The organism is Ruegeria sp. BE10 (assembly GCF_056538905.1).
Genome location: NZ_JBQFTX010000005.1, coordinates 240,825 through 262,187, shown reverse-complemented (window position 1 = coordinate 262,187; position 21,363 = coordinate 240,825). Strand labels below are relative to the sequence as shown.

23 protein-coding genes are annotated in these 21,363 nt (G+C 58.7%); 10 read left to right on the top strand and 13 right to left on the bottom strand.

The genetic code is table 11. The features are described 5' to 3' along the window. The first annotated feature begins 68 nt into the window (after window positions 1–68). Genes nth through ACR0M2_RS13645 form a run of 3 tightly spaced genes read left to right on the top strand, consistent with a single transcriptional unit; the run spans window position 69 to window position 2,579 of the window. Window positions 69–713 carry an endonuclease III gene (nth, locus tag ACR0M2_RS13655; protein ID WP_170349787.1) on the top strand — a complete coding sequence of 215 codons (645 nt, stop codon included), beginning with the start codon at window positions 69–71 and terminating at the stop codon, window positions 711–713. Continuing rightward, window positions 710–1,699, top strand: coding sequence for an adenosine kinase (locus ACR0M2_RS13650; protein ID WP_170349786.1), 990 nt, complete (start codon window positions 710–712; stop codon window positions 1,697–1,699). Before nth ends, ACR0M2_RS13650 begins: the two co-directional genes overlap by 4 nt. Before the next feature lie 28 nt (window positions 1,700–1,727). Continuing rightward, window positions 1,728–2,579 carry a glycosyltransferase family 2 protein gene (locus ACR0M2_RS13645; RefSeq protein ID WP_170549921.1) on the top strand — a complete coding sequence of 284 codons (852 nt, stop codon included), beginning with the start codon at window positions 1,728–1,730 and terminating at the stop codon, window positions 2,577–2,579. Window positions 2,580–2,592: 13 nt separating this feature from the next. Here the strand turns inward: ACR0M2_RS13645 and ACR0M2_RS13640 are convergent, their stop codons facing one another. Together ACR0M2_RS13640 and ACR0M2_RS13635 are read right to left on the bottom strand one after the other, a co-directional pair. Then, the gene (locus tag ACR0M2_RS13640) at window positions 2,593–3,426 is read right to left on the bottom strand and encodes a DUF547 domain-containing protein (protein WP_480705546.1); all 834 of its coding nucleotides are present in this window, start codon (window positions 3,424–3,426) and stop codon (window positions 2,593–2,595) included. Beyond that, window positions 3,423–4,796 carry a radical SAM protein gene (locus ACR0M2_RS13635; RefSeq protein ID WP_480705544.1) on the bottom strand — a complete coding sequence of 458 codons (1,374 nt, stop codon included), beginning with the start codon at window positions 4,794–4,796 and terminating at the stop codon, window positions 3,423–3,425. The genes ACR0M2_RS13640 and ACR0M2_RS13635 overlap by 4 nt, the downstream gene beginning before the upstream one ends. Before the next feature lie 144 nt (window positions 4,797–4,940). On the opposite strand from ACR0M2_RS13635, the gene ACR0M2_RS13630 reads away from it, so the two are divergent. Continuing rightward, entirely contained in the window at window positions 4,941–5,627 is a 687-nt protein-coding gene (locus tag ACR0M2_RS13630; RefSeq protein WP_480705543.1) for an NYN domain-containing protein, read from the top strand. Here the strand turns inward: ACR0M2_RS13630 and ACR0M2_RS13625 are convergent. After that, the gene (locus ACR0M2_RS13625) at window positions 5,615–6,100 is read right to left on the bottom strand and encodes an RNA pyrophosphohydrolase (RefSeq protein ID WP_480705541.1); all 486 of its coding nucleotides are present in this window, start codon (window positions 6,098–6,100) and stop codon (window positions 5,615–5,617) included. The genes ACR0M2_RS13630 and ACR0M2_RS13625 overlap by 13 nt on opposite strands. Window positions 6,101–6,237: 137 nt before the next feature. Here ACR0M2_RS13625 and ACR0M2_RS13620 point away from each other — a divergent pair, with 137 nt between their 5' ends. After that, complete coding sequence (locus ACR0M2_RS13620) at window positions 6,238–8,265, top strand: 2,4-dienoyl-CoA reductase FMN-binding domain-containing protein (RefSeq protein WP_480705539.1); 2,028 nt, start codon at window positions 6,238–6,240, stop codon at window positions 8,263–8,265. A gap of 13 nt (window positions 8,266–8,278) precedes the next feature. Here the strand turns inward: ACR0M2_RS13620 and ACR0M2_RS13615 are convergent, their stop codons facing one another. Together ACR0M2_RS13615 and ACR0M2_RS13610 are read right to left on the bottom strand one after the other, a co-directional pair. Beyond that, window positions 8,279–8,887 (bottom strand): LysE family translocator, encoded by a 609-nt coding sequence (locus ACR0M2_RS13615; protein ID WP_170349778.1) that lies wholly within the window; start codon window positions 8,885–8,887, stop codon window positions 8,279–8,281. A gap of 78 nt (window positions 8,888–8,965) precedes the next feature. After that, on the bottom strand, window positions 8,966–9,406 hold the full coding sequence (locus ACR0M2_RS13610; RefSeq protein ID WP_170349777.1) for a DUF4399 domain-containing protein: 441 nt from the start codon (window positions 9,404–9,406) through the stop codon (window positions 8,966–8,968). 228 nt (window positions 9,407–9,634) lie between these two features. Between ACR0M2_RS13610 and ACR0M2_RS13605 the strand changes: the two genes are divergently transcribed. Both ACR0M2_RS13605 and ACR0M2_RS13600 read left to right on the top strand, forming a co-directional pair. Beyond that, window positions 9,635–10,546 carry a LysR family transcriptional regulator gene (locus tag ACR0M2_RS13605; protein WP_170349776.1) on the top strand — a complete coding sequence of 304 codons (912 nt, stop codon included), beginning with the start codon at window positions 9,635–9,637 and terminating at the stop codon, window positions 10,544–10,546. A gap of 24 nt (window positions 10,547–10,570) precedes the next feature. Beyond that, window positions 10,571–11,896, top strand: a complete 1,326-nt coding sequence (locus ACR0M2_RS13600) for a methyltransferase family protein (protein ID WP_480705537.1) — start codon at window positions 10,571–10,573, stop codon at window positions 11,894–11,896. A gap of 167 nt (window positions 11,897–12,063) precedes the next feature. Here the strand turns inward: ACR0M2_RS13600 and ACR0M2_RS13595 are convergent, their stop codons facing one another. From ACR0M2_RS13595 to ACR0M2_RS13575, 5 genes are read right to left on the bottom strand one after another with little or no spacing between them, the layout of a single operon-like run. Beyond that, window positions 12,064–12,783: an SDR family NAD(P)-dependent oxidoreductase gene (locus ACR0M2_RS13595; protein WP_170410774.1), complete on the bottom strand. Its 720-nt coding sequence runs from the start codon at window positions 12,781–12,783 to the stop codon at window positions 12,064–12,066. A gap of 48 nt (window positions 12,784–12,831) precedes the next feature. Next, on the bottom strand, window positions 12,832–13,734 hold the full coding sequence (locus ACR0M2_RS13590; protein WP_480705535.1) for an OmpA family protein: 903 nt from the start codon (window positions 13,732–13,734) through the stop codon (window positions 12,832–12,834). Then, on the bottom strand, window positions 13,731–14,303 hold the full coding sequence (locus tag ACR0M2_RS13585) for a peroxidase-related enzyme (protein WP_170549945.1): 573 nt from the start codon (window positions 14,301–14,303) through the stop codon (window positions 13,731–13,733). Before ACR0M2_RS13585 ends, ACR0M2_RS13590 begins: the two co-directional genes overlap by 4 nt. Then, window positions 14,300–15,028 carry a GNAT family N-acetyltransferase gene (locus ACR0M2_RS13580; RefSeq protein WP_480705533.1) on the bottom strand — a complete coding sequence of 243 codons (729 nt, stop codon included), beginning with the start codon at window positions 15,026–15,028 and terminating at the stop codon, window positions 14,300–14,302. Before ACR0M2_RS13580 ends, ACR0M2_RS13585 begins: the two co-directional genes overlap by 4 nt. Then, window positions 15,025–15,747, bottom strand: coding sequence for a competence/damage-inducible protein A (locus ACR0M2_RS13575; RefSeq protein WP_480658566.1), 723 nt, complete (start codon window positions 15,745–15,747; stop codon window positions 15,025–15,027). The genes ACR0M2_RS13580 and ACR0M2_RS13575 overlap by 4 nt, the downstream gene beginning before the upstream one ends. A 52-nt stretch (window positions 15,748–15,799) precedes the next feature. Between ACR0M2_RS13575 and sfsA the strand changes: the two genes are divergently transcribed. Continuing rightward, a complete protein-coding gene (gene sfsA / locus ACR0M2_RS13570) occupies window positions 15,800–16,507 on the top strand; it encodes a DNA/RNA nuclease SfsA (RefSeq protein ID WP_480705531.1) in 708 nt (235 codons plus the stop codon). 105 nt (window positions 16,508–16,612) lie between these two features. Then, entirely contained in the window at window positions 16,613–17,755 is a 1,143-nt protein-coding gene (locus tag ACR0M2_RS13565; RefSeq protein WP_480705530.1) for an amidohydrolase, read from the top strand. A 37-nt stretch (window positions 17,756–17,792) separates the two neighbouring features. Here the strand turns inward: ACR0M2_RS13565 and ACR0M2_RS13560 are convergent, their stop codons facing one another. Continuing rightward, window positions 17,793–19,481, bottom strand: coding sequence for a tetratricopeptide repeat-containing sulfotransferase family protein (locus tag ACR0M2_RS13560; protein WP_480705528.1), 1,689 nt, complete (start codon window positions 19,479–19,481; stop codon window positions 17,793–17,795). 191 nt (window positions 19,482–19,672) lie between these two features. On the opposite strand from ACR0M2_RS13560, the gene map reads away from it, so the two are divergent. Next, complete coding sequence (gene map, locus ACR0M2_RS13555) at window positions 19,673–20,485, top strand: type I methionyl aminopeptidase (protein WP_170349766.1); 813 nt, start codon at window positions 19,673–19,675, stop codon at window positions 20,483–20,485. Here map and ACR0M2_RS13550 read toward each other — a convergent pair. Both ACR0M2_RS13550 and ACR0M2_RS13545 read right to left on the bottom strand, forming a co-directional pair. Then, window positions 20,473–20,652, bottom strand: coding sequence for a hypothetical protein (locus tag ACR0M2_RS13550; protein ID WP_170349765.1), 180 nt, complete (start codon window positions 20,650–20,652; stop codon window positions 20,473–20,475). The genes map and ACR0M2_RS13550 overlap by 13 nt on opposite strands. 24 nt (window positions 20,653–20,676) lie before the next feature. Further along, complete coding sequence (locus ACR0M2_RS13545; protein ID WP_480705526.1) at window positions 20,677–21,312, bottom strand: HAD family hydrolase; 636 nt, start codon at window positions 21,310–21,312, stop codon at window positions 20,677–20,679. Window positions 21,313–21,363: the final 51 nt, after the last annotated feature.

Sequence of the window (21,363 nt, the reverse complement as noted above, 5' to 3'; positions counted from 1 at the left end):
AGCGACCCGGAACTTGCGCATTGGCTTTGGGCTTGTGTCACGGGCCAGCGGGCGGCATTAAGGCCCAGATGGCAAAACAACTCGATTATCATACGATCCGCGAGATCTTTACGCGTTTCCATGACGCCGACCCCGAACCCAAGGGCGAGTTGGAGCACGTCAACGTCTACACCTTGGTCGTTGCTGTGGCGCTGTCTGCGCAGGCGACGGACGCGGGCGTCAACAAAGCCACACGCGCGTTGTTCAAGGTTGCCGACACGCCGCAAAAGATGCTGGATCTTGGCGAAGACGGCCTGATCGAACACATCAAAACCATCGGTCTTTTTCGACAAAAGGCCAAGAACGTCATCAAGCTCAGCCGTATTCTGGTCGAAGACTATGGCGGCGAAGTACCCAATTCCCGTGCGGCCTTGCAATCACTGCCGGGGGTGGGGCGCAAGACGGCGAATGTGGTTTTGAACATGTGGTGGCGCTATCCGGCGCAGGCGGTGGACACCCATATCTTTCGCGTCGGCAATCGCAGCGGCATCTGCCCGGGCAAAAACGTGGACGCGGTCGAGCGTGCCATCGAAGACAACATTCCAACCGATTTCCAGCTGCATGCACATCACTGGCTGATCCTGCATGGCCGCTATCACTGTAAGGCGCGCAAACCCATGTGCGGCACCTGTATCATCCGCGATCTCTGCGAATTTGAGGACAAGAATCTATGAAAACCTACCAGCTTGTTGGCATCGGAAACGCCGTTGTGGACGTGATTTCCCAGGCCGATGACAGTTTCCTGGAACTGATGGGCATCGAAAAAGGCATCATGCAGCTGATCGAACAGGAACGCGGCGAGGTGCTGTATGCCTCGATGGAAGGTCGGGTTCAGACGCCGGGCGGGTCTGTGGCAAATACCATCGCCGGGGCCGGCGCACTGGGGCTGGATGCCGCGTTTATCGGACGAGTGCATGATGACGCGCTGGGCCGGTTCTATGCGGATGCGATGAACGAGGATGGCGTGGATTTCGTGAACCCGCCGGTGCCGGGTGGCGAACTGCCGACCTCGCGCTCAATGATCTTTGTCTCGCCCGATGGGGAACGGTCGATGAACACCTATTTGGGGATTTCGTCCGAGTTGTCCTCGGCGGACGTCTCTGCTGACGTGGCAGGCAACAGCCAGCTTATGTTCCTTGAGGGGTATCTGTTCGACAAGGAAAAGGGCAAGGCGGCGTTTCTTGAGGCTGCGCGAAACTGTCACAAAGGCGGCGGAATGGCGGGCATCGCTATTTCGGACCCGTTCTGCGTGGAACGTCACCGGGTCGATTTTCTGCTGCTGATCGAGAACGAGCTGGATTTCGTCATCGGCAACGAGGCCGAGATCAAGTCGCTGTTCGAAACCGACGATCTGGAAGAAGCGCTAGCAAAGACCGCCGCGATCTGCCCTCTGGTTGTGTGTACCCGGTCGGGTGACGGGGTAACGGTTCTATATGACGGCCAACGCACCGATGTTCCGGTGGAAAAGGTGGTGCCGGTGGACGCGACCGGCGCGGGCGATCAGTTTGCCGCCGGGTTTCTGTATGGCATGGCCACCGGTCGCGATTATGAGACCTGCGCCCGCATCGGCAATGTCTGCGCCCGCGAAGTGATCAGCCATATCGGCCCAAGGCCCGAAGCAAATATGCAGGAACTGCTGCGCGCCGCAGGCTTGCTGTAAAAAGTCAGGGCCGGACAGAGGGCATCGCATGAAAATAGCTGCGCTGACGATGGTGTACCGCGACTATGAAATGCTGGCGCGCTGGTGCGATTATTACGGCGACATGCTGGGCCGCGAAAACCTTTTTATCGTCTCTCATGGTGCCGACCCACGGCACCGTGAGATTGCCCAAGGGTGCAACTGCATCACTGTCCCAAGGGAGCCGGTCGCGAATTTCGACACGTGGCGGTTCGAAATGCTGCATCGCTTCGTTCAATTTCTGTCCAGTTCCTATGAATGGGTCATTCGCACGGATTCGGATGAGTTCATTGTCGCGGACAGGGCATATGGAACCGTGCCCGAGATCCTGCAGCGTCAGGATGTTCCGTTCGCCTTTGCTCTCGGCCTTGAGGTTTTCCAGCACGAAAGCGAAAAGGAACTGACGCCAGACCCTATCACCGCCCAGCGGCGCTATGGTCTGGTTCTTGCCAGGTATTCCAAGGCGTTTGCGGTACGAAATGGCATGCGGCTGGAAAACCATGGGGTTCACATAAACCCTCGAGGGTCATCTTCCTACACTGTAAACATGCCTGAAGGGCTGTATCTGCTGCACATGCGGATGTGTTCGAACGCCGTGCATCAGGCCCATCGTGACCGAAAGATCATGATGAAGAACGCGCCGCGCTCGTGGAAGAATCTGGACAAGTGGGAACGGATTATTCTTGACCACATTGCTTTGGGTCAGGTCGATGATAGCGATGCTCATCTCAGTCACGTCCGGAACGTTCAAAGCAATCGCCACAGACCGGCCTGGTATCGGCGCGGTATCCTTGTGCCTGTTGCGACACCCGACATGAACCGCGTCGTGGAACTCCCGCAGGGTATTCTCGGCCAGGTGTGATCGGAAGATCGTGCTATGAACCGGCCGCGTCGTTCAGCCGCCAATCGTAATCATACGCCCTGACCCGCTGTGTTTGCTGCAGTCGGGACCGCAAGTCGGGATCGGCGACCGTTCGAATATAGGACAGCACGGCCTGTTCATTTGGTCCAAAATCTTCGCGGAACCAGATGTAGATTTTTGACAGGACAGGCCTCCCGCGATCATTGAACCGCACCCCGCGCGGATCATTGACATAGGCACGCTCGGCCGCGGCAAAGTCCTGCTCCAAGGTCTCGGCCTGCCAAGCGCGGCTCATTAGATTGGGACAACCCACGGCCGCGCAGTTCAACGCATAGTGGATACGGGGCTCATCATATGTGGGTCGGATGATGCGATGCTCGATATCGTTCAGGGTCAGCGTCTGCCCCGCCACCTCAACCAGAGGCCGGTTCCAGGGGCCGATCGACAGCGGCCCGTCTTTGATGTCGCGGATCGAGGCGACGGGATAGTTATCAAGAACCACATCCACCGTCACCGCATTATAGAGATTGATCCAATAGGCCAGCTGCTGATCGCGGGTCAGTTGCATCGGATCCACGGCTTGCAAATCGGTCAGATAACCATCCAGCCGCGCCCGGTCGGCCTGCGTCACCTGCCCATAAGCCAGCCGATTTACACCTTGCGCATCCGGCGCGACATAACGGGACAGGAAAGCCGTCCAATCACTGTGATCAACCCATTGTCCGGGTAGTGGCGCGAAGCTGGTCAAGGTCTGCCCCGGCAAGGCCTCGGGCGCGGGCAGCGCCAAACGCTCAACACTGGCGCAGGCGGCCAGCAAGGGCAGCAGCAGGATCAGCAGGTATCTCATGACGCGTCCTTCCGAATCTGGCGCAGGGCCCGCATCTGACCCTTGAGCCGCTTCAGCGGGGCAAGCGAGGGGTCGCCAAGCTCGGGCAGATCCGGCCCACCAGACAGACGCGGCACGGCGGCGTTCCACCAGCTTGGGCCGGTCGGGCCTTCGATCCGGTCCGGGCTGGCCAGATGCATATCGCGCTGCGCATTGTGTTCACACATCGACAGCGGTCCGTTAGCCGTCGCGACCATGAACACGCATGAGGCGCAGCGATCCTCCTCAAGCGCATCCGCCGCCATGAAGTTATGGATGAACACGGCCTGCCGCCGCACCGGGCCGCGCAGCAGCCCTGATCCCAGACGCACCACGCTTAACGCCAGATGACCAAGCGCCCGCAAGGCCAGAAGCGGGTGCCGCCGGATCATGCGCCGCAGTTTGGGGTGGATGCGGATATGCGCGTCCTGCTTATCGTCAACGCCCTCAAGCGCGGCGATCACCCGATGCACCAGCCGATGGTTCGACAGCAACGAGACAGCGCGTCCTCCGGCGGTGACCACACTGGCATAACGATTGCATTTGGAATGCCCAACGGCAGCAGTGTCGAAATGCAGCGGCGTGCCGTAGCCTGCCTCGATCGCGCGCGTCACACTGTCCTGCGTGATCGCATCGGGCCGCACGCGCATAACACCGCGCCCGGTATCGGCCTGCATCTGGAACGACACAAAGGCAACCTCGGGGCGGTCACGCAGAAACCGGGCCAATTTCGGTATCTCGCCGAAATTGCCGCCAAACACGGTGGTATTGAACAGGATACGCAACCCCAACCCGCGCGCGCGGCGGATGTAGGCGCGGCGCACGGTGTTCAGTTCGACCTCGGTGCTGAACCCTTTTCGTTCCTGGGTCAGGTCGACGTGAAAGGCGACATCATCCAACCCTGCCGCTGCCAGCCGCGTCAGAAAAGCCCGGCTGGCGCGGATACCGTTGGTCATCAGGCAGGACCGCATGCCCAGACGGCGGATCTCGCGGCACAGGGCCTCAAGATCTTCGACTTTGCGCAGGGTCGGATCACCGCCCGTCAGTTGTACCGAGACACCTGTGCCATAGTGGCTGCGGATCGTGGCGAGCCGTGCAAACAGAACCGAAAGCGGTGGGTCAAAGGTCATCTCGGCCCGGTCCGAGAGGTAGCATAGCGTGCAATCCAGATTGCAGTGCTGGGTGACCTCAAGCGCGACGCAGGCGATGGGGTAAAACCGCCCCGCTGTCTGTCCCGCACCAAATTCACCGCAACTTAGTAAACCGCCACGCAAGGGGGCACGACGGTCGGTGCCTGTGAACTTGCGTCCGGCGGGGGCAATGGCGGGCTGGGGATGCGCGGTGTCTTTCATACGCACCAAGCTAGAGAGGGCGCGGACATGCGGCCACGCCCCCTCACGGCAAGTTGTCGCAGGGTGATCAGCGACGCAGCACGCCAAAGTTTCGCCTCAAAACGACACTAAGAAAATCGGATTGAACATGAGGATTTGGAATACATGACACGCCGCACGGCTGTATTGGTGGATGGCGACAATATCAGCCCGACCTACGCAGCAGAGATTTTCACGACTGCATTTAAATTCGGTCGCGTCGACATCGCCCGAGTCTATATGAACGCGAAACAAAACTCAGCCTGGCACGATGCGCGCAGCTTTCATCTGATTCACAGTGGCACCGGCAAGAACGCGACTGACATTCTGCTGGCCATAGATGCCGTTGAACTGGCCTTGCGGCACAACATTGAAACCGTGGTCATTGCCAGTTCGGACGGGGATTTCGTGCATCTACATCGACGTCTGCGGGAGCACGGGGTGACGACCATTGGCATGGGCCAGGCCAAGACCCCAGAAAACACACGAAGCGCTTGCTCGCATTTCACCGAGCTTTCTTCCCCAAATAATGCTGTGGGGGCAGCAGAAAACAGCGCGGAAACCACGGATATGGATTGCCAGATTCGTAAAATCATTGCCGCCAACAGCAAGAACGGTGCTGGTATGCGTCTGACCATTCTGGGGGCAAAAATGCACCGACAACATGGAATCAAGATCAGCGAACGCAAGGAAAAGACCTGGCGACAATACCTGCAGTCTAAACCGGACCTATACGAATTGGATAAGGCAGGGCAAGACGCACATGTACGCTTCAAACCGGAAGGCTTCGCAAGATACCCTCAGCTCAAATAGTCGGCAAACGCGTCCACCACCTGCTCATAGACCTCACGCTTGAAGGGCACGATTTCCGCGATCAGCTTGTCCGGCTCCTGCCATTTCCAGCGGGTGAATTCCGGGTGATCCGTTGCAATGTTGATCTGATCGTCGCTGCCGGTAAAGCGCAGCAGGAACCATTTCTGTTCCTGCCCGCGAAAACGGCCTTTCCAGATGTTGGGCACGATCTCATGCGGCAGATCATAAGGCAGCCAGCCATCGGTCTCGGCCACTACCTTGACCAGATCAGCGGTCACGCCTGTTTCTTCCCATAGCTCACGCAGAGCTGCATCGCGGGGGTCCTCACCCTTGTCCACCCCACCCTGCGGCATCTGCCACGCGTCCTTATGGCGGTCATTACGCTGGCCGACAAAAATCTTGCCCTCAGCATTCATCAGCATCAGCCCGACGCAGGGGCGATAGGGCAGTTTGGCGATTTCTTCGGGGGTCATGCGTGGCCTCATGGGGTTGTTCAGGAAACCTCTAACAAGCGCCGCAGGGTCCGCAAAGGGGGTGACGTTAGGTTTCGCGTGACAAAGTTTACGCGCACGTCAATTTAGAGTGCAATTTCGTGAGGGAGAGTTTCGCCATGACTGCGTACCCAAACATGCTGGCTCCGCTGGATCTGGGTTTTACCATGCTGAAGAATCGCGTGCTGATGGGTTCGATGCATACAGGGCTTGAGGAAACCGGCGACTGGAACCGCGTGGCCGAGTTCTATGCCGACCGTGCGCGGGGTGGCGTGGCACTGATGGTGACAGGCGGGATTGGCCCGAACCTTGAAGGCTCGGTCCTGCCGGGTGCGTCAATGATGACCAACGACAAAGAAGTGGCGAACCATTCCATCGTGACGCAGCGCGTGCACGAAGCAGGCGGCAAGATCGCCATGCAGATCTTGCACGCGGGCCGCTATGCCTATGGCCCGAAATGTGTGGCCCCCAGCCCTGTGAAGTCTCCGATCTCGCCGTTTCCGCCAAACGAGTTGGACGAAGACGGCATCGAGAAACAGATCAGCGATATCGTCAACGCTGCCCGATTGGCCCAGAAGGCAGGCTATGACGGGGTCGAGATCATGGGCTCTGAAGGGTATTTCCTGAATCAGTTCCTTGTAACCCACACCAACAAGCGCACCGATCGTTGGGGCGGGTCGTATGAGAACCGGATGCGCCTGCCCATCGAAGTCGTACGCCGCACGCGCGAGGCGGTGGGAACGGACTTCATCATCATCTACCGCCTGTCGATGATTGACCTGATCCCCAACGGCTCGACCCATGATGAGGTGGTGGAATTGGCGCGGCGGGTCGAACAGGCCGGTGCGACGATCATCAACACCGGCATCGGTTGGCACGAGGCACGGATTCCGACGATTGCGACCAGTGTTCCCCGCGCCGCCTTTGCGTGGGTGACCAAAAAGCTGATGGGCAAGGTCTCGATCCCCGTGATCACCTCAAACCGGATCAATACACCGGAAGTGGCAGAAGAGGTTTTGGCGACAGGCTGCGCCGATATGGTCTCAATGGCCCGCCCAATGCTGGCGGATGCGGATTTCGTGAACAAAGCGATTGCCGGGGACAGCGCCAAGATCGCGCCTTGTATCGCCTGCAACCAGGCCTGCCTGGATCACACGTTCAGCGGCAAGCTGACCTCATGCCTGGTTAACCCGCGCGCCTGCCACGAGACCGAGTTGGAGATTGCCAAGGCAGATACGGTCAAGACGGTGGCTATTGTCGGTGCTGGCCCGGCTGGCCTGTCCACCGCCATGACCGCCGCCCAGCGCGGCCATGAGGTCACCCTGTTCGACCGCGCCAGTGAAATTGGCGGTCAGCTGAACATGGCCAAACAGGTACCGGGTAAAGAAGAGTTCTGGGGCCTGGTCGACTGGTACCGCACCATGATGGCTGATCTGGGTGTGAAAGTGGAACTGAACCGCGAGGTTAGTGCCGATGACCTGACCGGTTTTGACGAGGTGATCATCGCCACCGGTGTTACCCCTCGCGATCCGCAGATACCGGGACAGGATCGGGACAACGTCCTCAGCTATATCGACGTGCTGCGCAACAAGGCCGAGGTCGGCGCGTCCGTCGCCGTGATCGGCGCAGGCGGCATTGGTTTTGATGTGTCCGAATTCCTGATTGAAGACGGACATAGCCCCACAACCGACTTGCCCGTCTGGATGAAGGAATGGGGTGTGACCGACCCCGAGGATCACCGCTCGGGCCTGGCCCCCGAAGGCCCGCAGCCCGAGGCTCCCAAGCGGCAGATCACCCTGTTGCAGCGCAAGAAGCAGGCACACGGCAAAGGGCTGGGCAAAACTACGGGATGGATTCACCGCGCAACGCTAAAGATGAAAAACGTCAATTTCGTAGGCGGCGTGAACTATGAACGCATCGACGAGGACGGCCTGCATGTAACCTTTGGCGAAGAACGCACTGATCCGACTGTCATCCCAGCGGATACGATTGTTCTGTGTTCTGGTCAGGTGTCTGAACGCTGCCTTGCCAACGCGCTGATCGATCGCGGCATCACCCCGCACGTGATTGGTGGCGCGGATGTAGCGGCAGAGCTGGACGCCAAGCGGGCGATCAATCAGGGCACACGGTTGGCGGCTAGCCTCTGAGTTCGTACAAAGGTTACTCAGAAAGCGCGAGCTTGACGCCCAGCGCACCAAACGCGGTTGAGAAACACCGCTTGATCCAGGTCATGACGGATGGTCGGTGAATGACATAATCCCGCGCCAGCGCCGCGCAGGCTCCGTATCCAACAAAGACCACAAAGGTCAGTGCCATGAAGGCAAGGGCGAGCTTGATCAGTTCCAGCCCTGCGTTCGCCGTACCCGCCGGTAAGAACTGTGGCAGGAAGGCCAGAAAGAACAAGGATAGTTTGGGGTTCAGAACATTGATCAAAGTTCCGGTCACCGCGATTTTGACGTGGCTTACCGAGGATTTCTCGGCATTGACCTCCAATGCGCCGCCATCTTTGAGAATCCCCCAAGCCATATAAAACAGATAAAGGACACCCAGATACTTGATGAGCTGAAACGCCAGCGCGCTGGTATGCAAAAGCGCGGCAAGCCCGATGATACTGGCAAGTGCTGCCGGAACGATTCCAATTGTACATCCAACTGCGGCCGCAAGGCTGGCGCGAAAACCGCGCCCAAGACCAACGGCCAGCGTGTATATCACACCGGTCCCCGGCAATAGCACCACAATTAGGGATGTCAGAAAAAACTCAAGCGACATGCCGCCTCCAACTTGTTCCGAGGCAGAGTTTCCGACAATCAAATTAATGTAAACCGTTTTAGCTGGCAGTTCTGGTGACTACTCCACCGTAATCGTTATCACCTCGGACACAATTGGCGTTGCATGCGGCACGTGGCCTGCATCGCCCAACACCAGTTGCAGCGTGTGTTCACCGGGGGCAAGGTCCAGCGCCACTTCGGTCTGACCGCCACCAAAATGCAGGTGATTGTCGTCTGCGGGCAAACCATAGGCCAGCTCATCCGCGCCGTCTTCGCCCTCACCTAGCGGTGGGCGGTCAATCAGCAAATGATGGTGACCGGTGTTTTCCTTCTCGGTCCCAGCCGGGGCCACGCCCATGCCGCTAAGACCAAAGACCACCGTCACAGGGGACTTGACGGTATCCCCGTCCGCCAGATTGACGAAATAAACCTTTGCTTCGGGGTTGGATGGCGTTTCTCCACCGGCCAACGCAAGGGTTGCGGACAGGCACAGGGCAGCAAGGGCGAAAAAGGCTTTCATGATCTCCTCCGTGGTCACAAATTTGCCATTCTCATCTTAGCATATTCGCGCCAATGCCCCTAAACCCTTTGTCTTTTTTGGGGTGTAGTCACCTTGGAAACTATTGTTTCCGCGTTTCCCATCTGCAAACGATAGCAATAAAATCCCTGATATTATCCCATGTCTGCCCCGTTTCCGCCCAGATTGGGCGCCAAAGTCAGGCAGAGACAAAACACCCGGGGAACGAGTATGGACCGACTGACCGAAATGGAAGCCTTTGCCAATGTGGTGGATCAGGGTGGGTTCACCGATGCGGCCAAGAAGATGGGTATTTCTAAATCTGCAGTATCAAAGCATGTATCAAGCCTTGAGGCACGGCTGGGCGCACGATTGCTGAACCGCACCACGCGTCGGGTATCCCCGACCGAGATCGGGCTGGCCTATTACGACCGCGCGCGCCGTGTACTGAATGACGCGGGCGAAGCGGATGCGCTGGTCACCTCAATGCAATCGGCACCTTCTGGCCTGCTGCGAATCAGCGTGGCGACGGATTTCGGGGTGAACCATCTGTCGCCGGTGCTGTCGGACTTTTTGGCCGCGTACCCGGATATCACCGTGAATATGGTTCTGAACAACCGTTACGTGGAATTGATTTCCGAAGGCTTCGACGTCGCCGTACGCATTGGTGAGCTTGAGGACAGCACCCTGCGCGCACGTAAACTGACCGAAACCGTGAAACGGATGGTCGCCGCGCCCAGCTATATCGAGAAATTCGGTCGTCCGCAGAAAATCGACGATCTGAATGAACACAAGCTGCTGCATTACTCGAGCCAATCCTCGGGCAATGTCTGGAGGTTGACGGCACCGTCAGGTGAAAAAAGACAAGTGCGCACCGCCGGTTGGCTCAGCGTGAATGACGGTCAGTCGCTGTTGAACGCCGCGATCTCGGGGCTGGGGATCGCATATCTGCCCAGCTACCTGTATGCCGAAGCGCTGAAATCCGGCGAGGTACTGGATGCGATGCCGTCATTGCCCGATGAGGTGCAGGGTATCTATGCCGTCTATCCACCCGGCCGCTTCACGCAGCCCAAAGTACGCGCGTTCATCGATTTCCTGGTTCAGTCCTTTGCGGAAAAAGGCCTGATGGATTGGGTGGACTGACCCGATGCTCAACAGGCTGAACAAATGAATACAGCTATTCAGACCGAGAATAGCACCGAGCACGCCGATGGCGACGCACGTCCTGCATCGTCAACAGGGTCGAAAACGCCCCCGGTTTCAGCCGTAAGCGAAATCACTGGCCTGATTGGCGTAGTCGGCCTTTTTGCAGCAACATTGGCAGCCGTCTATTTCGACACGCCGTTGTTGCAGTCCATTCAGTTGTTGTTGGCGGGTGCCGCGCTTCCGATGATTGTGTCGTCTATCCTGCTGGACAAGGCCCATTTGCGCGCCTCAACAGGATTGGATTATGGGCTCAGGAGGCACTCTTCAGATGTTGTCTCAATCACGGTAACAAAGACCCTGGGCCTTGGGGCGACCTTTTTCGTCATCGCCATGGCCTACCAGATCATTCCGACCTACGACTCGTCGAAATACGAGCTGGTTCGCGCACTGACCCTTGCGTGGTTTCCTATAATTTGGATTCTGTCCCCAGCTTATATTGCCTTCACCACCCGCCACATGGTCGAACCGCGCGACGAACTTTGGCACTTTGGTAAGCTGATCACCCTGCAGCTTTCCGTCGTGGATTCTGAAAAGATCAAAGACCATTGCAGGACATGGCTGGTCAAAGGGTTTTTCCTGGCCTTCATGATCACCATCCTACCGCAGATCGTCAGTTTCGTGACCAACGCGGATCTAGAGAGCTTTTTTGCCGATCCAGTTTCGCTCATCCTGCTCTTGATCCAGGTTTCCTTTCTTGTGGATGTGTGCATCGGGTCGATTGGCTATGTCTGCACCTTCCGGGTTCTCGATTCACATATTAGAACTGCGAACCCGTATCTGTCTGCCTGGGTCGCGGCGCTGGTGTGTTATCCCCCCTTCGCGTTGATGACCACTGGCGGCCCGCTCGACTATCGCGCAGGCACGCAATCATGGACGGATTGGCTGTCGGATCAGCCTGTGCTTTTGATTGTTTGGGGCGGCGTAATTCTGTTGCTTGCCATAATCTATGCCTGGGCAACCGCTGCGTTCGGGCTTCGTTTTTCAAACCTGACCCATCGCGGGATTATCACGACCGGGCCGTTTCGTTATTCCAAGCATCCTGCCTATCTGTCCAAAAACATCATGTGGTGGATGCTTTACATGCCATTTCTTTCGGCCGTCGGACCAGCGGCCGCCCTTCAAAGCTGCATTTTGTTGTTGGGGGTGAATGCACTGTATTACGCGCGCGCCAAGACGGAAGAAAAGCATCTTATGACCGACGAAGACTATCACGCCTATGCTGACTGGATCGCGGAAAATGGCCTGATTGCGCGCTTGCGAAATCAACGTCGCAGTCAGAAACCCTGACGGTCAGAGCCAACCGAAAGCGATTAGTCGAAGAACAACCACAGATCGTCTTCGTTTTGTCGGCAAATCGTCTCTTTTGCCAGTGATAGTGCAAGTAACAGGAAATATCTCCCCGGTGAACCTCGACGGCCCGCGCATCAGTGCGGGTCTTTTTTCTTGATTGTCTTTTAGAAACGCTCGACCCAAGGACGCAAGGTCAGCTCGTTGCTCCAGGCGGATCGGTCCTGATGTACCAAATGCAAGTATTCCCGCGCGATGGCGTCCGGGTCCAACATGCTGTCGGGGTTGTCCGTGGCCTCAACCCGTTCCGGACGGGACGCATTGCGGATGCCACCGTCGATATTGACCCACGCCACGTGGATGCCTTTGGGGTGCAACTCGCGCGCCATGGATTGCGCCAATCCGCGTTGTGCAAATTTGCCCATGGCAAAGGGTGCGGACAGCGGAAAGCCTTTGACCCCAGCCGAGGCACCGGTGAACAGAATCGTTCCGCGCCGGTTGTCCCGCATCGGCTGGTCCAGCATGCGGCGGGCAGCGGCCTGTCCTAACAAAAAGGCCCCGTGGGCCGTTACTTCAACCGCCTTGCGTACCGTTTCGGGGTCCAGATCGGTAATGGGACCACGCTGCCGGGCCGAGGGGTTGTAACAGGCCACACGCAATTCACCCGGCAGATCGGCGACCAACGCCGCCACGCCCGTGGCATCCGTACCGTCCAGCTGATGAAGCGTCGCACCCGTTTCGGCAACCAGAGGTTCCAGTTTCGCGATATCGCGCGCGGTCAAGTGCAGCGCATATCCATCCCGAGCCAAGGCCCGCGCGAATGAGGCCGACAAGCCTGCCCCCGCGCCGATGATCAACGCCTGAGGGGTTTGTGTCTGATCGGCCATGGCGGGCTCCTTCACTCTTGGTCCTCTCACTGACCTAAGTCGGTGCGATCAATTGACCAGCAATACAGCCTCAACCCGGCGATTCAGGTCGCGCCCTTCGGCGGTCGTGTTCGACGTCAACGGCGCCAGATACCCAATCCCCCGCGCCTCAAGCCGGTCGGCGGCAACCCCATGCGCCTCGATCAGGCGGGTTCGCACCGCTTGCGCCCGACCCGTGCTAACCGAGATATTAGCATCCAGCGCGCCGGTATCATCTGTGTGGCCCACCAACGCCAGCCGCGTACCCGGATTGTCGGCCAAATACCCGGCAATCAAATCCAGAGAGGCAAAGGGCCCGTCACCCAGCGTGATCTCACCGGTACGGAAATGCAGGTCGTCCAGAATCACATGCCCGTTCTGGGCCAATTCGCTCAGCAGGCCGTCCGAACCACTGACCGTTTCCTCGATCACCAGTGGCGGCGGAGCAGCGACACCAACCGGGGTGACACGGATCATCTGCACATAGCCGCTGGGCGGGTTGCGGCTGACCAGCAGGCTCAGCACCTCATCCCCGCGCGTGGCAGCCAAGAAGCGGTAATCCTGGATCGAGACATACATGTCGGGGGTCGGCACCACCTCGGTCCCAAAGCGGAAATCGAACCCGCCGCAGTTCCGAGCCTCGCATTCGAACAAAACCTCATAGCCCTGCGCGATGATCTGTTCACGCAATGGCGCCAACAATTGCAACGTGGTGCTAGAGCCCGATTGCACACGCCATGTGATGCGCTCAATCTGCCCTTCGACGTGGCGCACGGGCAGGCTGCCATCGGCAAAGGGGCCAGTTGGCAGATCGTAACTGTCCAAGGGGCTGACACGGTCGCTGAGTTGACGTGCGCCGCTAGGCAGGGTCAGGTCTTGCGCGGCAAGCGGTCCGGCCAGCAACACCAGGATCAGAAAGGCAATTCGGGTCATCGGGCCTGCGCGTGATATTCGTCGTTCGGGGCCATGGCCGTAGCGCTGGCAACCCGGTTCGACATGTTGAAAAATCCGGTGACATTGGCAAGGTCCCAGATATCCCGGTCTGTCAGCCCGACATCCCGTAGGTGTTGGCGATCGGGCTCTTCGATCTCGGCGCTGGAAGTCGTCATTTTGGCGGCGAAATCCAGCAGCGCGCGCTGTCGCGGGTCCAGTGGCGCCACACGGTAGTTCATCACCAGCATCTCACCCAGTTGTGGATCGCCCGACAATTGCCGCACCGCTGCGCCATGGGCCACAAGGCAGTAAAAGCATTTGTTGATCGCCGACACGACCACGGCGATCATTTCCCGTTCCAGCTTGCTCAGCCCACTGTCGCCCAGCATCAGATCGTTATACGTCGCCGTAAATGCGTTCAGCTTGTCGATATCAAACGCATAGGCCCGCAGCACATTCGGTACAAAGCCCAGCTTTTCCACACAGATATCAAAATACTTCTGCGTCTCGGGCGGCAGCGGGTCCACCATCGGCAAATTCAGCGCGGTGGGCATATTCTGGTCGGTCACGTCAGGCTCTCTCCTTGGACAAGCTGACGGTAGTGGTATTCGCCGACAATCTCCATCCCAAGTGCGTGATAAAGCCCGTTGGCCGCAGCGTTCGCCTTGGTGCAGATCACGCTGAGTTTTTCGGCACCGTTTTCCTGTGCCCAAAAGGCTGCCGCGCGCATCGCCCAGGCACCCAACCCGTATCGCCGGTGCTGCGGCAGAACCTCAAGCGCGTGAACCATTGCAACACCGTCTTGAATCGCGACAAATACAGTACCGGCGGGCTGATCGTCGCGGCGCAGCAGTAGCCCGGTTTTCGGGCTCTTCGCCCGCTCCATCACCGCAACACGTGCCGGACCAATTCCACCCTGCGCCCAAATCTCGCGCATAATCGCAAGGGGTTCCGGTGTTGGAAAGACCATCACGCGCGGGATCGGTGTATCGGTCAGGTGACTTGCCCGGCAGGCAAAGATGTTAACCGGGTCCTTTACCGCATACCCGCGCAAAGCAAGCTGAGCATCCAACGCCTCATCCCCCGGACGCAGACAGAAAAGGCGCTTTTGCCCCATTGCCTGCATTGCAGCCTCGGCGGCGCTGATATCAGCTTCGGTCACCGGGCCCAGTGCACTGGCCGCTGACACCCGCGATCCGCCTCCCTGCCCTTGTCGCAGCTGAAACGGCCCCAGCCGTTCATAGCCCGCAGCGGGCCAGGTGCCGTCAATGATGTCGGACCAGTTGACGCTCACAGATCAAGCTCTTTCGCCAACCGGGTGACAGCCGCGTCGATCCGTGCCCCGTCTGTGCCGCGCACAACCACGTTCGCCCCAAACACGCCGTTGATCTGGTACGGGTAGCTGCCGATGGACAGGTCCGAGAAATCTTCAGCTAAGGTGGACAGCGGTCCCGCGATATCACCCTCACCACGTTCCACGCGCAGGGTTTGCGACAACAACGGGCTGCCACCGGTCAGGCCGGGCAACACGCTGGCAACCATCGCCTGAAACACCGAGGGCACCCCGGCCATCACATGCACGTTCTGAATGGTGAACCCCGGCGCGGTCGAAACCGGATTGTCGATCAGCGCCGCCCCGTCCGGAATGCGCGCCATACGCAGGCGGGCCGCGTTCAACTCCTGCCCGGATTTGTCATAGCGGGCCTGCAACAAAGCGCGCGCATCCTCGCGCACGTCGATAGGCGTGTCGAACGCACGGGCAATGCTGTCGGCGGTGATATCGTCATGGGTCGGGCCGATCCCACCGCTGGTAAAGACATTGTCATAGGCTTCCGACAACGCCTTGACCGCTGTTTCAATGGCGGATGCGTCGTCGCTGACAATGCGCACCTCTTTCAGATCGATGCCATGTTTGGTCAGTTCACCGGCGAGGTAATGCATATTCGCATCTCGGGTGCGGCCTGAAAGGATTTCATCCCCGATCACCAGCATTGCAGCGGTTGGATTGGCCATGGCGCGTGCCTCCCTCTTGATCGACCTTTGGGGCAGGTATAGGCCCTGAGGCATGAAATTTGAAACCCCCCTTGTCCCCGCCCGCCTGATCCGACGCTACAAACGCTTCCTGGCCGATTGCACGTTGGAGGACGGGCGCGAGGTGACCGCACACTGCGCCAATCCGGGCTCAATGATGGGTCTGGCGGAGCCGGGCGAGAAAACCTGGCTTGAACCCAATGACGACCCGAAGAAGAAACTGAAATACGGCTGGCGTTTGGTCGATCATGAAAATGGACACTTTACCGGGGTCGACACCTCGGTTCCCAACAAAGCCCTGCGCGCGGCACTGGAAGCTGGTGAGATTCCGGAACTTGCGGCCTATAGGACCGTCCGCCCCGAGGTGAAATACGGCGAAAACAGCCGCATCGACTTTTTATTGACCCAACCGGGCCTGCCAGATGCCTATGTCGAGGTCAAAAGCGTCACCCTGTCTCGCCAACCGGGACTGGCCGAATTCCCGGACAGTGTCACCGCCCGCGGCACCAAGCATCTGGGTGAACTGGCGGCGATGGCGGCGCAGGGGCACCGCGCGATCATGCTGTATCTGGTGCAGCGCACCGATTGCGACCGGTTCGCGCTGGCCGCGGATATCGACCCAGCCTACGCGGCCGCGTTCGAGATCGCGCAGGGGCAAGGGGTCGAGCGGCTGATTTACGGCACGCGCATTGCACCCACCGAAATCACGGTCGGCGAAAGGATTCGGGCGCAACCCGGATAAGGCCGGATTTTATCTGTTGCGCCCGTTGCCATTTCCCGGTCCGCGCGTTTGACTATGCCCGGGTCACCCGCACCAACGATTTACCAACCAGTCAGGGGAACGCACTTGGAGTCCAATCAAGAAAAGCTAGTTGCCTTGCGGCAAGATTTTCACCGCTTTCCGGAACTTGGGTTCGATGAGACACGTACCAAGGCCAAAGTAGCGGAATTTCTGCGCGATCTCGGATTGGACGTTCACGAGGGCGTCGGCGTCGTGGGGGTGTTGAAGGCGGGTCCAGGCAACCGGGCCATCGGGCTGCGCGCTGATATGGATGCCCTGCCGATTCATGAGACCAGCCAGCACGATTACCCCTCGGAGACCGACGGCGTGATGCATGCCTGTGGGCATGACGGCCACATGACCATGTTGCTGGGCGCCGCGCAAGAACTGGCTGCTGATCCCGGTTTCGATGGCACTATAGTTTTTTTGTTCCAGCCCAATGAAGAACATGGGCTCGGCGCGCGGGCGATGATTGATGAAGGGATTCTGGAACAGTTTCCGGTGGACGAGATCTATGCCATTCACAACCTTCCCGGTGCCCCTGTCGGGCAGATATCGACGCGGACCGGGTTGATCTGTTCCTCAGAAAGCCTGTTCGAGATTGCCATCACCGGTCAGGGGGGTCATGCCTCGATGCCGCAAGCAGGGCGCGATGCGATCACCATTGGCGCGGACATGGTGCAGGCATTGCAGACCATCGTATCGCGCAAACTTGCCCCCGGTGCCGGGGCCGTGGTGTCAGTGACCGAGTTTCTGACCGATGGGCAGCGCAATGTTCTGCCGGGACATGCGACCTTGAAAGGCGACGTCCGCGCCCGCAGCCCCGAAGACCGCATCACTATCGAGGGCCTGATGCGCGAAATCGCACGCGGTGTGGCCATCGCCCACGGGGTCTCGGTCGATGTCATGTTCAACACGGAATTCATCGAAACAATCAATGCCGAGGAACCCACACAGGCCGTTGTTCGGACCGCACAATCCATCGGCGCCGACACCATCCCCGACCGCCAGCCCATGAGCTTTTCCGAAGATTTCGCCCATTTCAGCGCGGCCGTTCCGGGCTGTTTTCTGCTGATGGGGAATGGCGAAACCGGACCGCATGGGCAACCGCTGCACTCCAGCGATTACGATTTCAATGATGAATTGCTACCCTTGGGGGTCGATTTCTGGACTGCGCTTGCGCGCGATCGTTTGCCCGCAAGGGACTGAACCGAAGCGGCCCCAATGGTTGAGGGCGCAACCGGTTTCAGGCTTGCTGTTCCTCAGCATCGCCTGGCGCATCCAGAAACTCTGCCCACAACTCGGCATCCAGGCCGTTCACAAACGGCTCGAACTCATCTGTCACCGCCTGCCAGCCCCCGACCGAGGCGGCATTGACCGGCTTGCGCGCCTGTAGGTTACTGGCCGTCTTAATCGCGTTCGGGGACTTGTCCGGTGACAGCATCGCGTCCTCAAAGGACAGATCGCAAATCTGAGCCAGTTCTTTTGCGGTTTCTTCCAGATTGCCTACCAACGTCTCGTACCGAACGTCGTGAATGCGCCCGGGCAGTACCTTGTGCCAGTGCCGCATATAGCGCTGATACCGGTTGGCCTCGGCCGCCATCCAGTCCAGGTCATGGGTGAAATACAACCCGCCCGCGCCAAAATTCGCGCGCCACATGGACAGCGCGACATCGCGCGGGTCTCGCAGCACGTTAAAAATCACGGCATTGGGGAAAGCTTGCGCAATCTCACCCAAAAAAGCGTAGTTGCCCGGTGCTTTGTCCACAAAAGCCACTGCGCCATTTGTCAACGAAGGCAGCTTACCCGTGTAGAAATCGGCCAGATTATGAGCCTCGCGCCATTCGGGTGGTTGCGCTTCGGCCTGTCTGGCCCATTGGTGTACTGATGCCAGCTCACCCAAACCCTGAACAGCAGAGTGACGGCCCAGAATACGCTCGACCAGCGTGGTGCCCGACCGGGGTAGACCAACCACAAAAATCGGCCGGGTACTGCCCTTGGATGGTTTGGGCTGGGCAGCGGGCAATGGCGCAGCCAGCCGTTTATCGCATTCCTGCACGCTGCGTTCTTCCCAAGAGTCAAACCCCGCACGCTGCATCAAATGAGCCTCAGACAGGTGCTGCATTTCAAGCGGTGTGTTCTTTTCGCGGCGTGCCAGGCTGGCCGCAGCAAAGCATACCATCACAGCATCCTTAGGGTTTGGCACGCCGCGCTCCAGCGCAGCTGCGATCTGCGTCTTCAGCGTTGCGGCATCCTCGAAGGTCAGGTTGGGCAACCCCGCCATCATCTCAAGCGCCTCGGGGTGACCAGGCGCTAGCACCAGGGCTGCGCGTAGGTTCTTTAACACCTCGCCAAGCTGGCCCAAACCCAACTGAGATCTGGCAAGACGCAACAGGCCGGGAAGAAACCGCGGGTTTTTTCGAACCAGCGTATTCAACATGTCTACAGCACTATCCCATTGCTGCAACGCGTCCAGAATGTCCGCCTTCAGAATTTGCGCATTCACATTGGCGGGTTCGCGCTTCAGGACTTGTTCGATGGCTACAAGGGCCATTTCCGCTTCTTGCTCTTGCAGCAGGGCCAACGCCTGAATGAACAGCTGCGCCGGGCTGAGAGGACCACGTGCGCTGATTTTTTCCAGAAACTTCAAGGCAGCAGCCGGTTCGCCGCCTTGAATCAAGCTCAGGCCATAGTTCTGGATCAGTTCGGCATTGCCGGGGTCCAGCCGCCAAGCGCGTTCAAAATAAATCTGGGCCTGCTTGAAGTTCTGCTGCTGAATTGCGCACAGACCGGCAATTCGGGGCAACGCCGCAGCCTTAGGCCATTTCTTGGCCGCCTTGGTGGCGCGTTTAAAGGCCTGATCCAGCCGACCAGCCTGGAGAAGCGCGCTGATATTGGTGATCTCGGCCCTCAACTGGTCTGCTTTTCTTTGCATTTGCACGCCTTCTCCTGTTTCGCGCACCCGCGCAGCCTTGCTTTGTGCTAGTTGAAAATTACCTGAGGGTCTATATGCGATCAGGTACCAGACCGGGCGCGGACTTGACATTACGACCCAACGCCCTCTGGTACTTTCTGCACAAGCAGCGTAAAAGGAGTGCTGCGCGAAACATTTGGAGCCTCGCATCCATGAAAGAACATCGTGGCCGTCTGACCAAGGATGGCATCCGCATCTATGAACAGGGTGACTTTGCCGGCATGCACGCGGCAGGGGCACTGGCGGCGCGGATACTCGACGATATTGCGGATCATGTCTTTCCCGGCCAAACAACCGGTGAGATCGACCGCCTGATCACTCAGATGGTCGAGGATGCAGGCGCAACGTCGGCCACCATAGGCTACAAGGGCTATCAGCACGCAAGCTGTATCAGCGTGAATCATGTGGTCTGCCACGGCATCCCAGGCGACAAGCGCCTGAAGGATGGCGACATCCTGAATATCGACGTTACCGTCATCGTTGACGGCTGGTTCGGCGATACTTCGCGCATGTTCGTGGCCGGTAAACTGCCCCGCAAGGCAGAGCGTCTGATTCAGGTGACCCATGATGCGCTGTTCAAAGGCATTGAGATGGTCAAGCCGGGCAACACCTTCGGCGATATCGGCCACGCGATTCAGGCTTATGTCGAGGCGCACCGGATGAGCGTTGTCCGCGATTTCTGTGGCCACGGGTTGGGTCGTGTGTTCCACGCCCCGCCCAACGTGCTGCACTATGGCCGTCCGGGGACCGGAGCGAAGCTGGAAGAAGGCATGTTCTTCACCATCGAGCCGATGGTCAATCTGGGCCGCCCCGAGACCAAAACGCTGGCCGATGACTGGACCGCCGTGACCCGTGACAAGTCACTGTCGGCGCAGTTCGAACATTCGGTGGGTGTCACGGCAGATGGGGTTGAGATCTTTACCCTGTCACCGGGCAACAAGTTTCACCCAACCTATTCGTCCTGATTGACGGCCTGATCTCGCAATAGCTTCAGCAGCAATGTCTCATCCCGCCACGGCGTCACTGCGTCGTGGATGAATACCGGTGCGCGCATGGGATTGCGTTCGGGGCCGGTAGTCGATTCCGTATCCTTTGAAAGGGTCCAGATCGGGGGATTTAAGGTACGGTCCATGCCCCGAATGCTAGCACGTCCGGGTCAGATTCCCAAAAGCGTCGGGACCTCGGCCATATCGGTAAAGACTTCGGCCCCAAGTTCCGCCAGCTTCTCGCCCTGCCCATGCGGCGCGTAGGCCAGACAGCGCATGCCCGCGCGTTTGGCTGCCATTACGCCGTTCTGGCTGTCTTCGATCACCACTGGTGCGGTGGCCCCGAATTGATCGGCGGCCGTCTGGAACATGACCGGATCAGGCTTGGCGGTTCCCAAGACATGGGCGGAGTACATTGCGCCGCTAAAACGCTCCCACAAACCGTTCTGGCCCAGAGTGATCTGCATTTTGTCGGGACTTCCATTTGACGCCACACAGAAGGGGATGCCCTTGGCATCCAACGCGGTCAGCAGTTCCGGAATACCCGAAACCAGTTCCACGCCCTGCCGCAAACGATCATAGGTTTCTGCATAAACCTCATCGACCCAATCTTCGGGCAGGTTTGCGCCCAGCGCGCGGGCCTTGTCGCGCACTCCGGTCATTGTACCCCCAAGAAAGAACGCAACACTGTCTTCCAGCGTCAAGTTCAGCCCATACCGTCCAAGATTGTCGACCAGCACCTGATTGGACAGCGGTTCACTGTCCACAAGAACACCGTCGCAATCGAAAATGACCAGATCGTGCATGCCTGCCCTCGTTGTTTTGCACTGTGCCTAACCAACCGTGCGCGCAGGTGC

What these genes read in the sequence shown, in the direction of transcription:
- nth (WP_170349787.1), top strand. Translation starts at nt 69, where the DNA reads ATGGCAAAACAACTCGATTATCATACGATCCGCGAGATCTTTACGCGT.
- ACR0M2_RS13650 (WP_170349786.1), top strand. Translation starts at nt 710, where the DNA reads ATGAAAACCTACCAGCTTGTTGGCATCGGAAACGCCGTTGTGGACGTG.
- ACR0M2_RS13645 (WP_170549921.1), top strand. Translation starts at nt 1,728, where the DNA reads ATGAAAATAGCTGCGCTGACGATGGTGTACCGCGACTATGAAATGCTG.
- ACR0M2_RS13640 (WP_480705546.1), bottom strand. Translation starts at nt 3,426, where the DNA reads ATGAGATACCTGCTGATCCTGCTGCTGCCCTTGCTGGCCGCCTGCGCC.
- ACR0M2_RS13635 (WP_480705544.1), bottom strand. Translation starts at nt 4,796, where the DNA reads ATGAAAGACACCGCGCATCCCCAGCCCGCCATTGCCCCCGCCGGACGC.
- ACR0M2_RS13630 (WP_480705543.1), top strand. Translation starts at nt 4,941, where the DNA reads ATGACACGCCGCACGGCTGTATTGGTGGATGGCGACAATATCAGCCCG.
- ACR0M2_RS13625 (WP_480705541.1), bottom strand. Translation starts at nt 6,100, where the DNA reads ATGACCCCCGAAGAAATCGCCAAACTGCCCTATCGCCCCTGCGTCGGG.
- ACR0M2_RS13620 (WP_480705539.1), top strand. Translation starts at nt 6,238, where the DNA reads ATGACTGCGTACCCAAACATGCTGGCTCCGCTGGATCTGGGTTTTACC.
- ACR0M2_RS13615 (WP_170349778.1), bottom strand. Translation starts at nt 8,887, where the DNA reads ATGTCGCTTGAGTTTTTTCTGACATCCCTAATTGTGGTGCTATTGCCG.
- ACR0M2_RS13610 (WP_170349777.1), bottom strand. Translation starts at nt 9,406, where the DNA reads ATGAAAGCCTTTTTCGCCCTTGCTGCCCTGTGCCTGTCCGCAACCCTT.
- ACR0M2_RS13605 (WP_170349776.1), top strand. Translation starts at nt 9,635, where the DNA reads ATGGACCGACTGACCGAAATGGAAGCCTTTGCCAATGTGGTGGATCAG.
- ACR0M2_RS13600 (WP_480705537.1), top strand. Translation starts at nt 10,571, where the DNA reads ATGAATACAGCTATTCAGACCGAGAATAGCACCGAGCACGCCGATGGC.
- ACR0M2_RS13595 (WP_170410774.1), bottom strand. Translation starts at nt 12,783, where the DNA reads ATGGCCGATCAGACACAAACCCCTCAGGCGTTGATCATCGGCGCGGGG.
- ACR0M2_RS13590 (WP_480705535.1), bottom strand. Translation starts at nt 13,734, where the DNA reads ATGACCCGAATTGCCTTTCTGATCCTGGTGTTGCTGGCCGGACCGCTT.
- ACR0M2_RS13575 (WP_480658566.1), bottom strand. Translation starts at nt 15,747, where the DNA reads ATGGCCAATCCAACCGCTGCAATGCTGGTGATCGGGGATGAAATCCTT.
- sfsA (WP_480705531.1), top strand. Translation starts at nt 15,800, where the DNA reads ATGAAATTTGAAACCCCCCTTGTCCCCGCCCGCCTGATCCGACGCTAC.
- ACR0M2_RS13560 (WP_480705528.1), bottom strand. Translation starts at nt 19,481, where the DNA reads ATGCAAAGAAAAGCAGACCAGTTGAGGGCCGAGATCACCAATATCAGC.
- map (WP_170349766.1), top strand. Translation starts at nt 19,673, where the DNA reads ATGAAAGAACATCGTGGCCGTCTGACCAAGGATGGCATCCGCATCTAT.
- ACR0M2_RS13550 (WP_170349765.1), bottom strand. Translation starts at nt 20,652, where the DNA reads ATGGACCGTACCTTAAATCCCCCGATCTGGACCCTTTCAAAGGATACG.
- ACR0M2_RS13545 (WP_480705526.1), bottom strand. Translation starts at nt 21,312, where the DNA reads ATGCACGATCTGGTCATTTTCGATTGCGACGGTGTTCTTGTGGACAGT.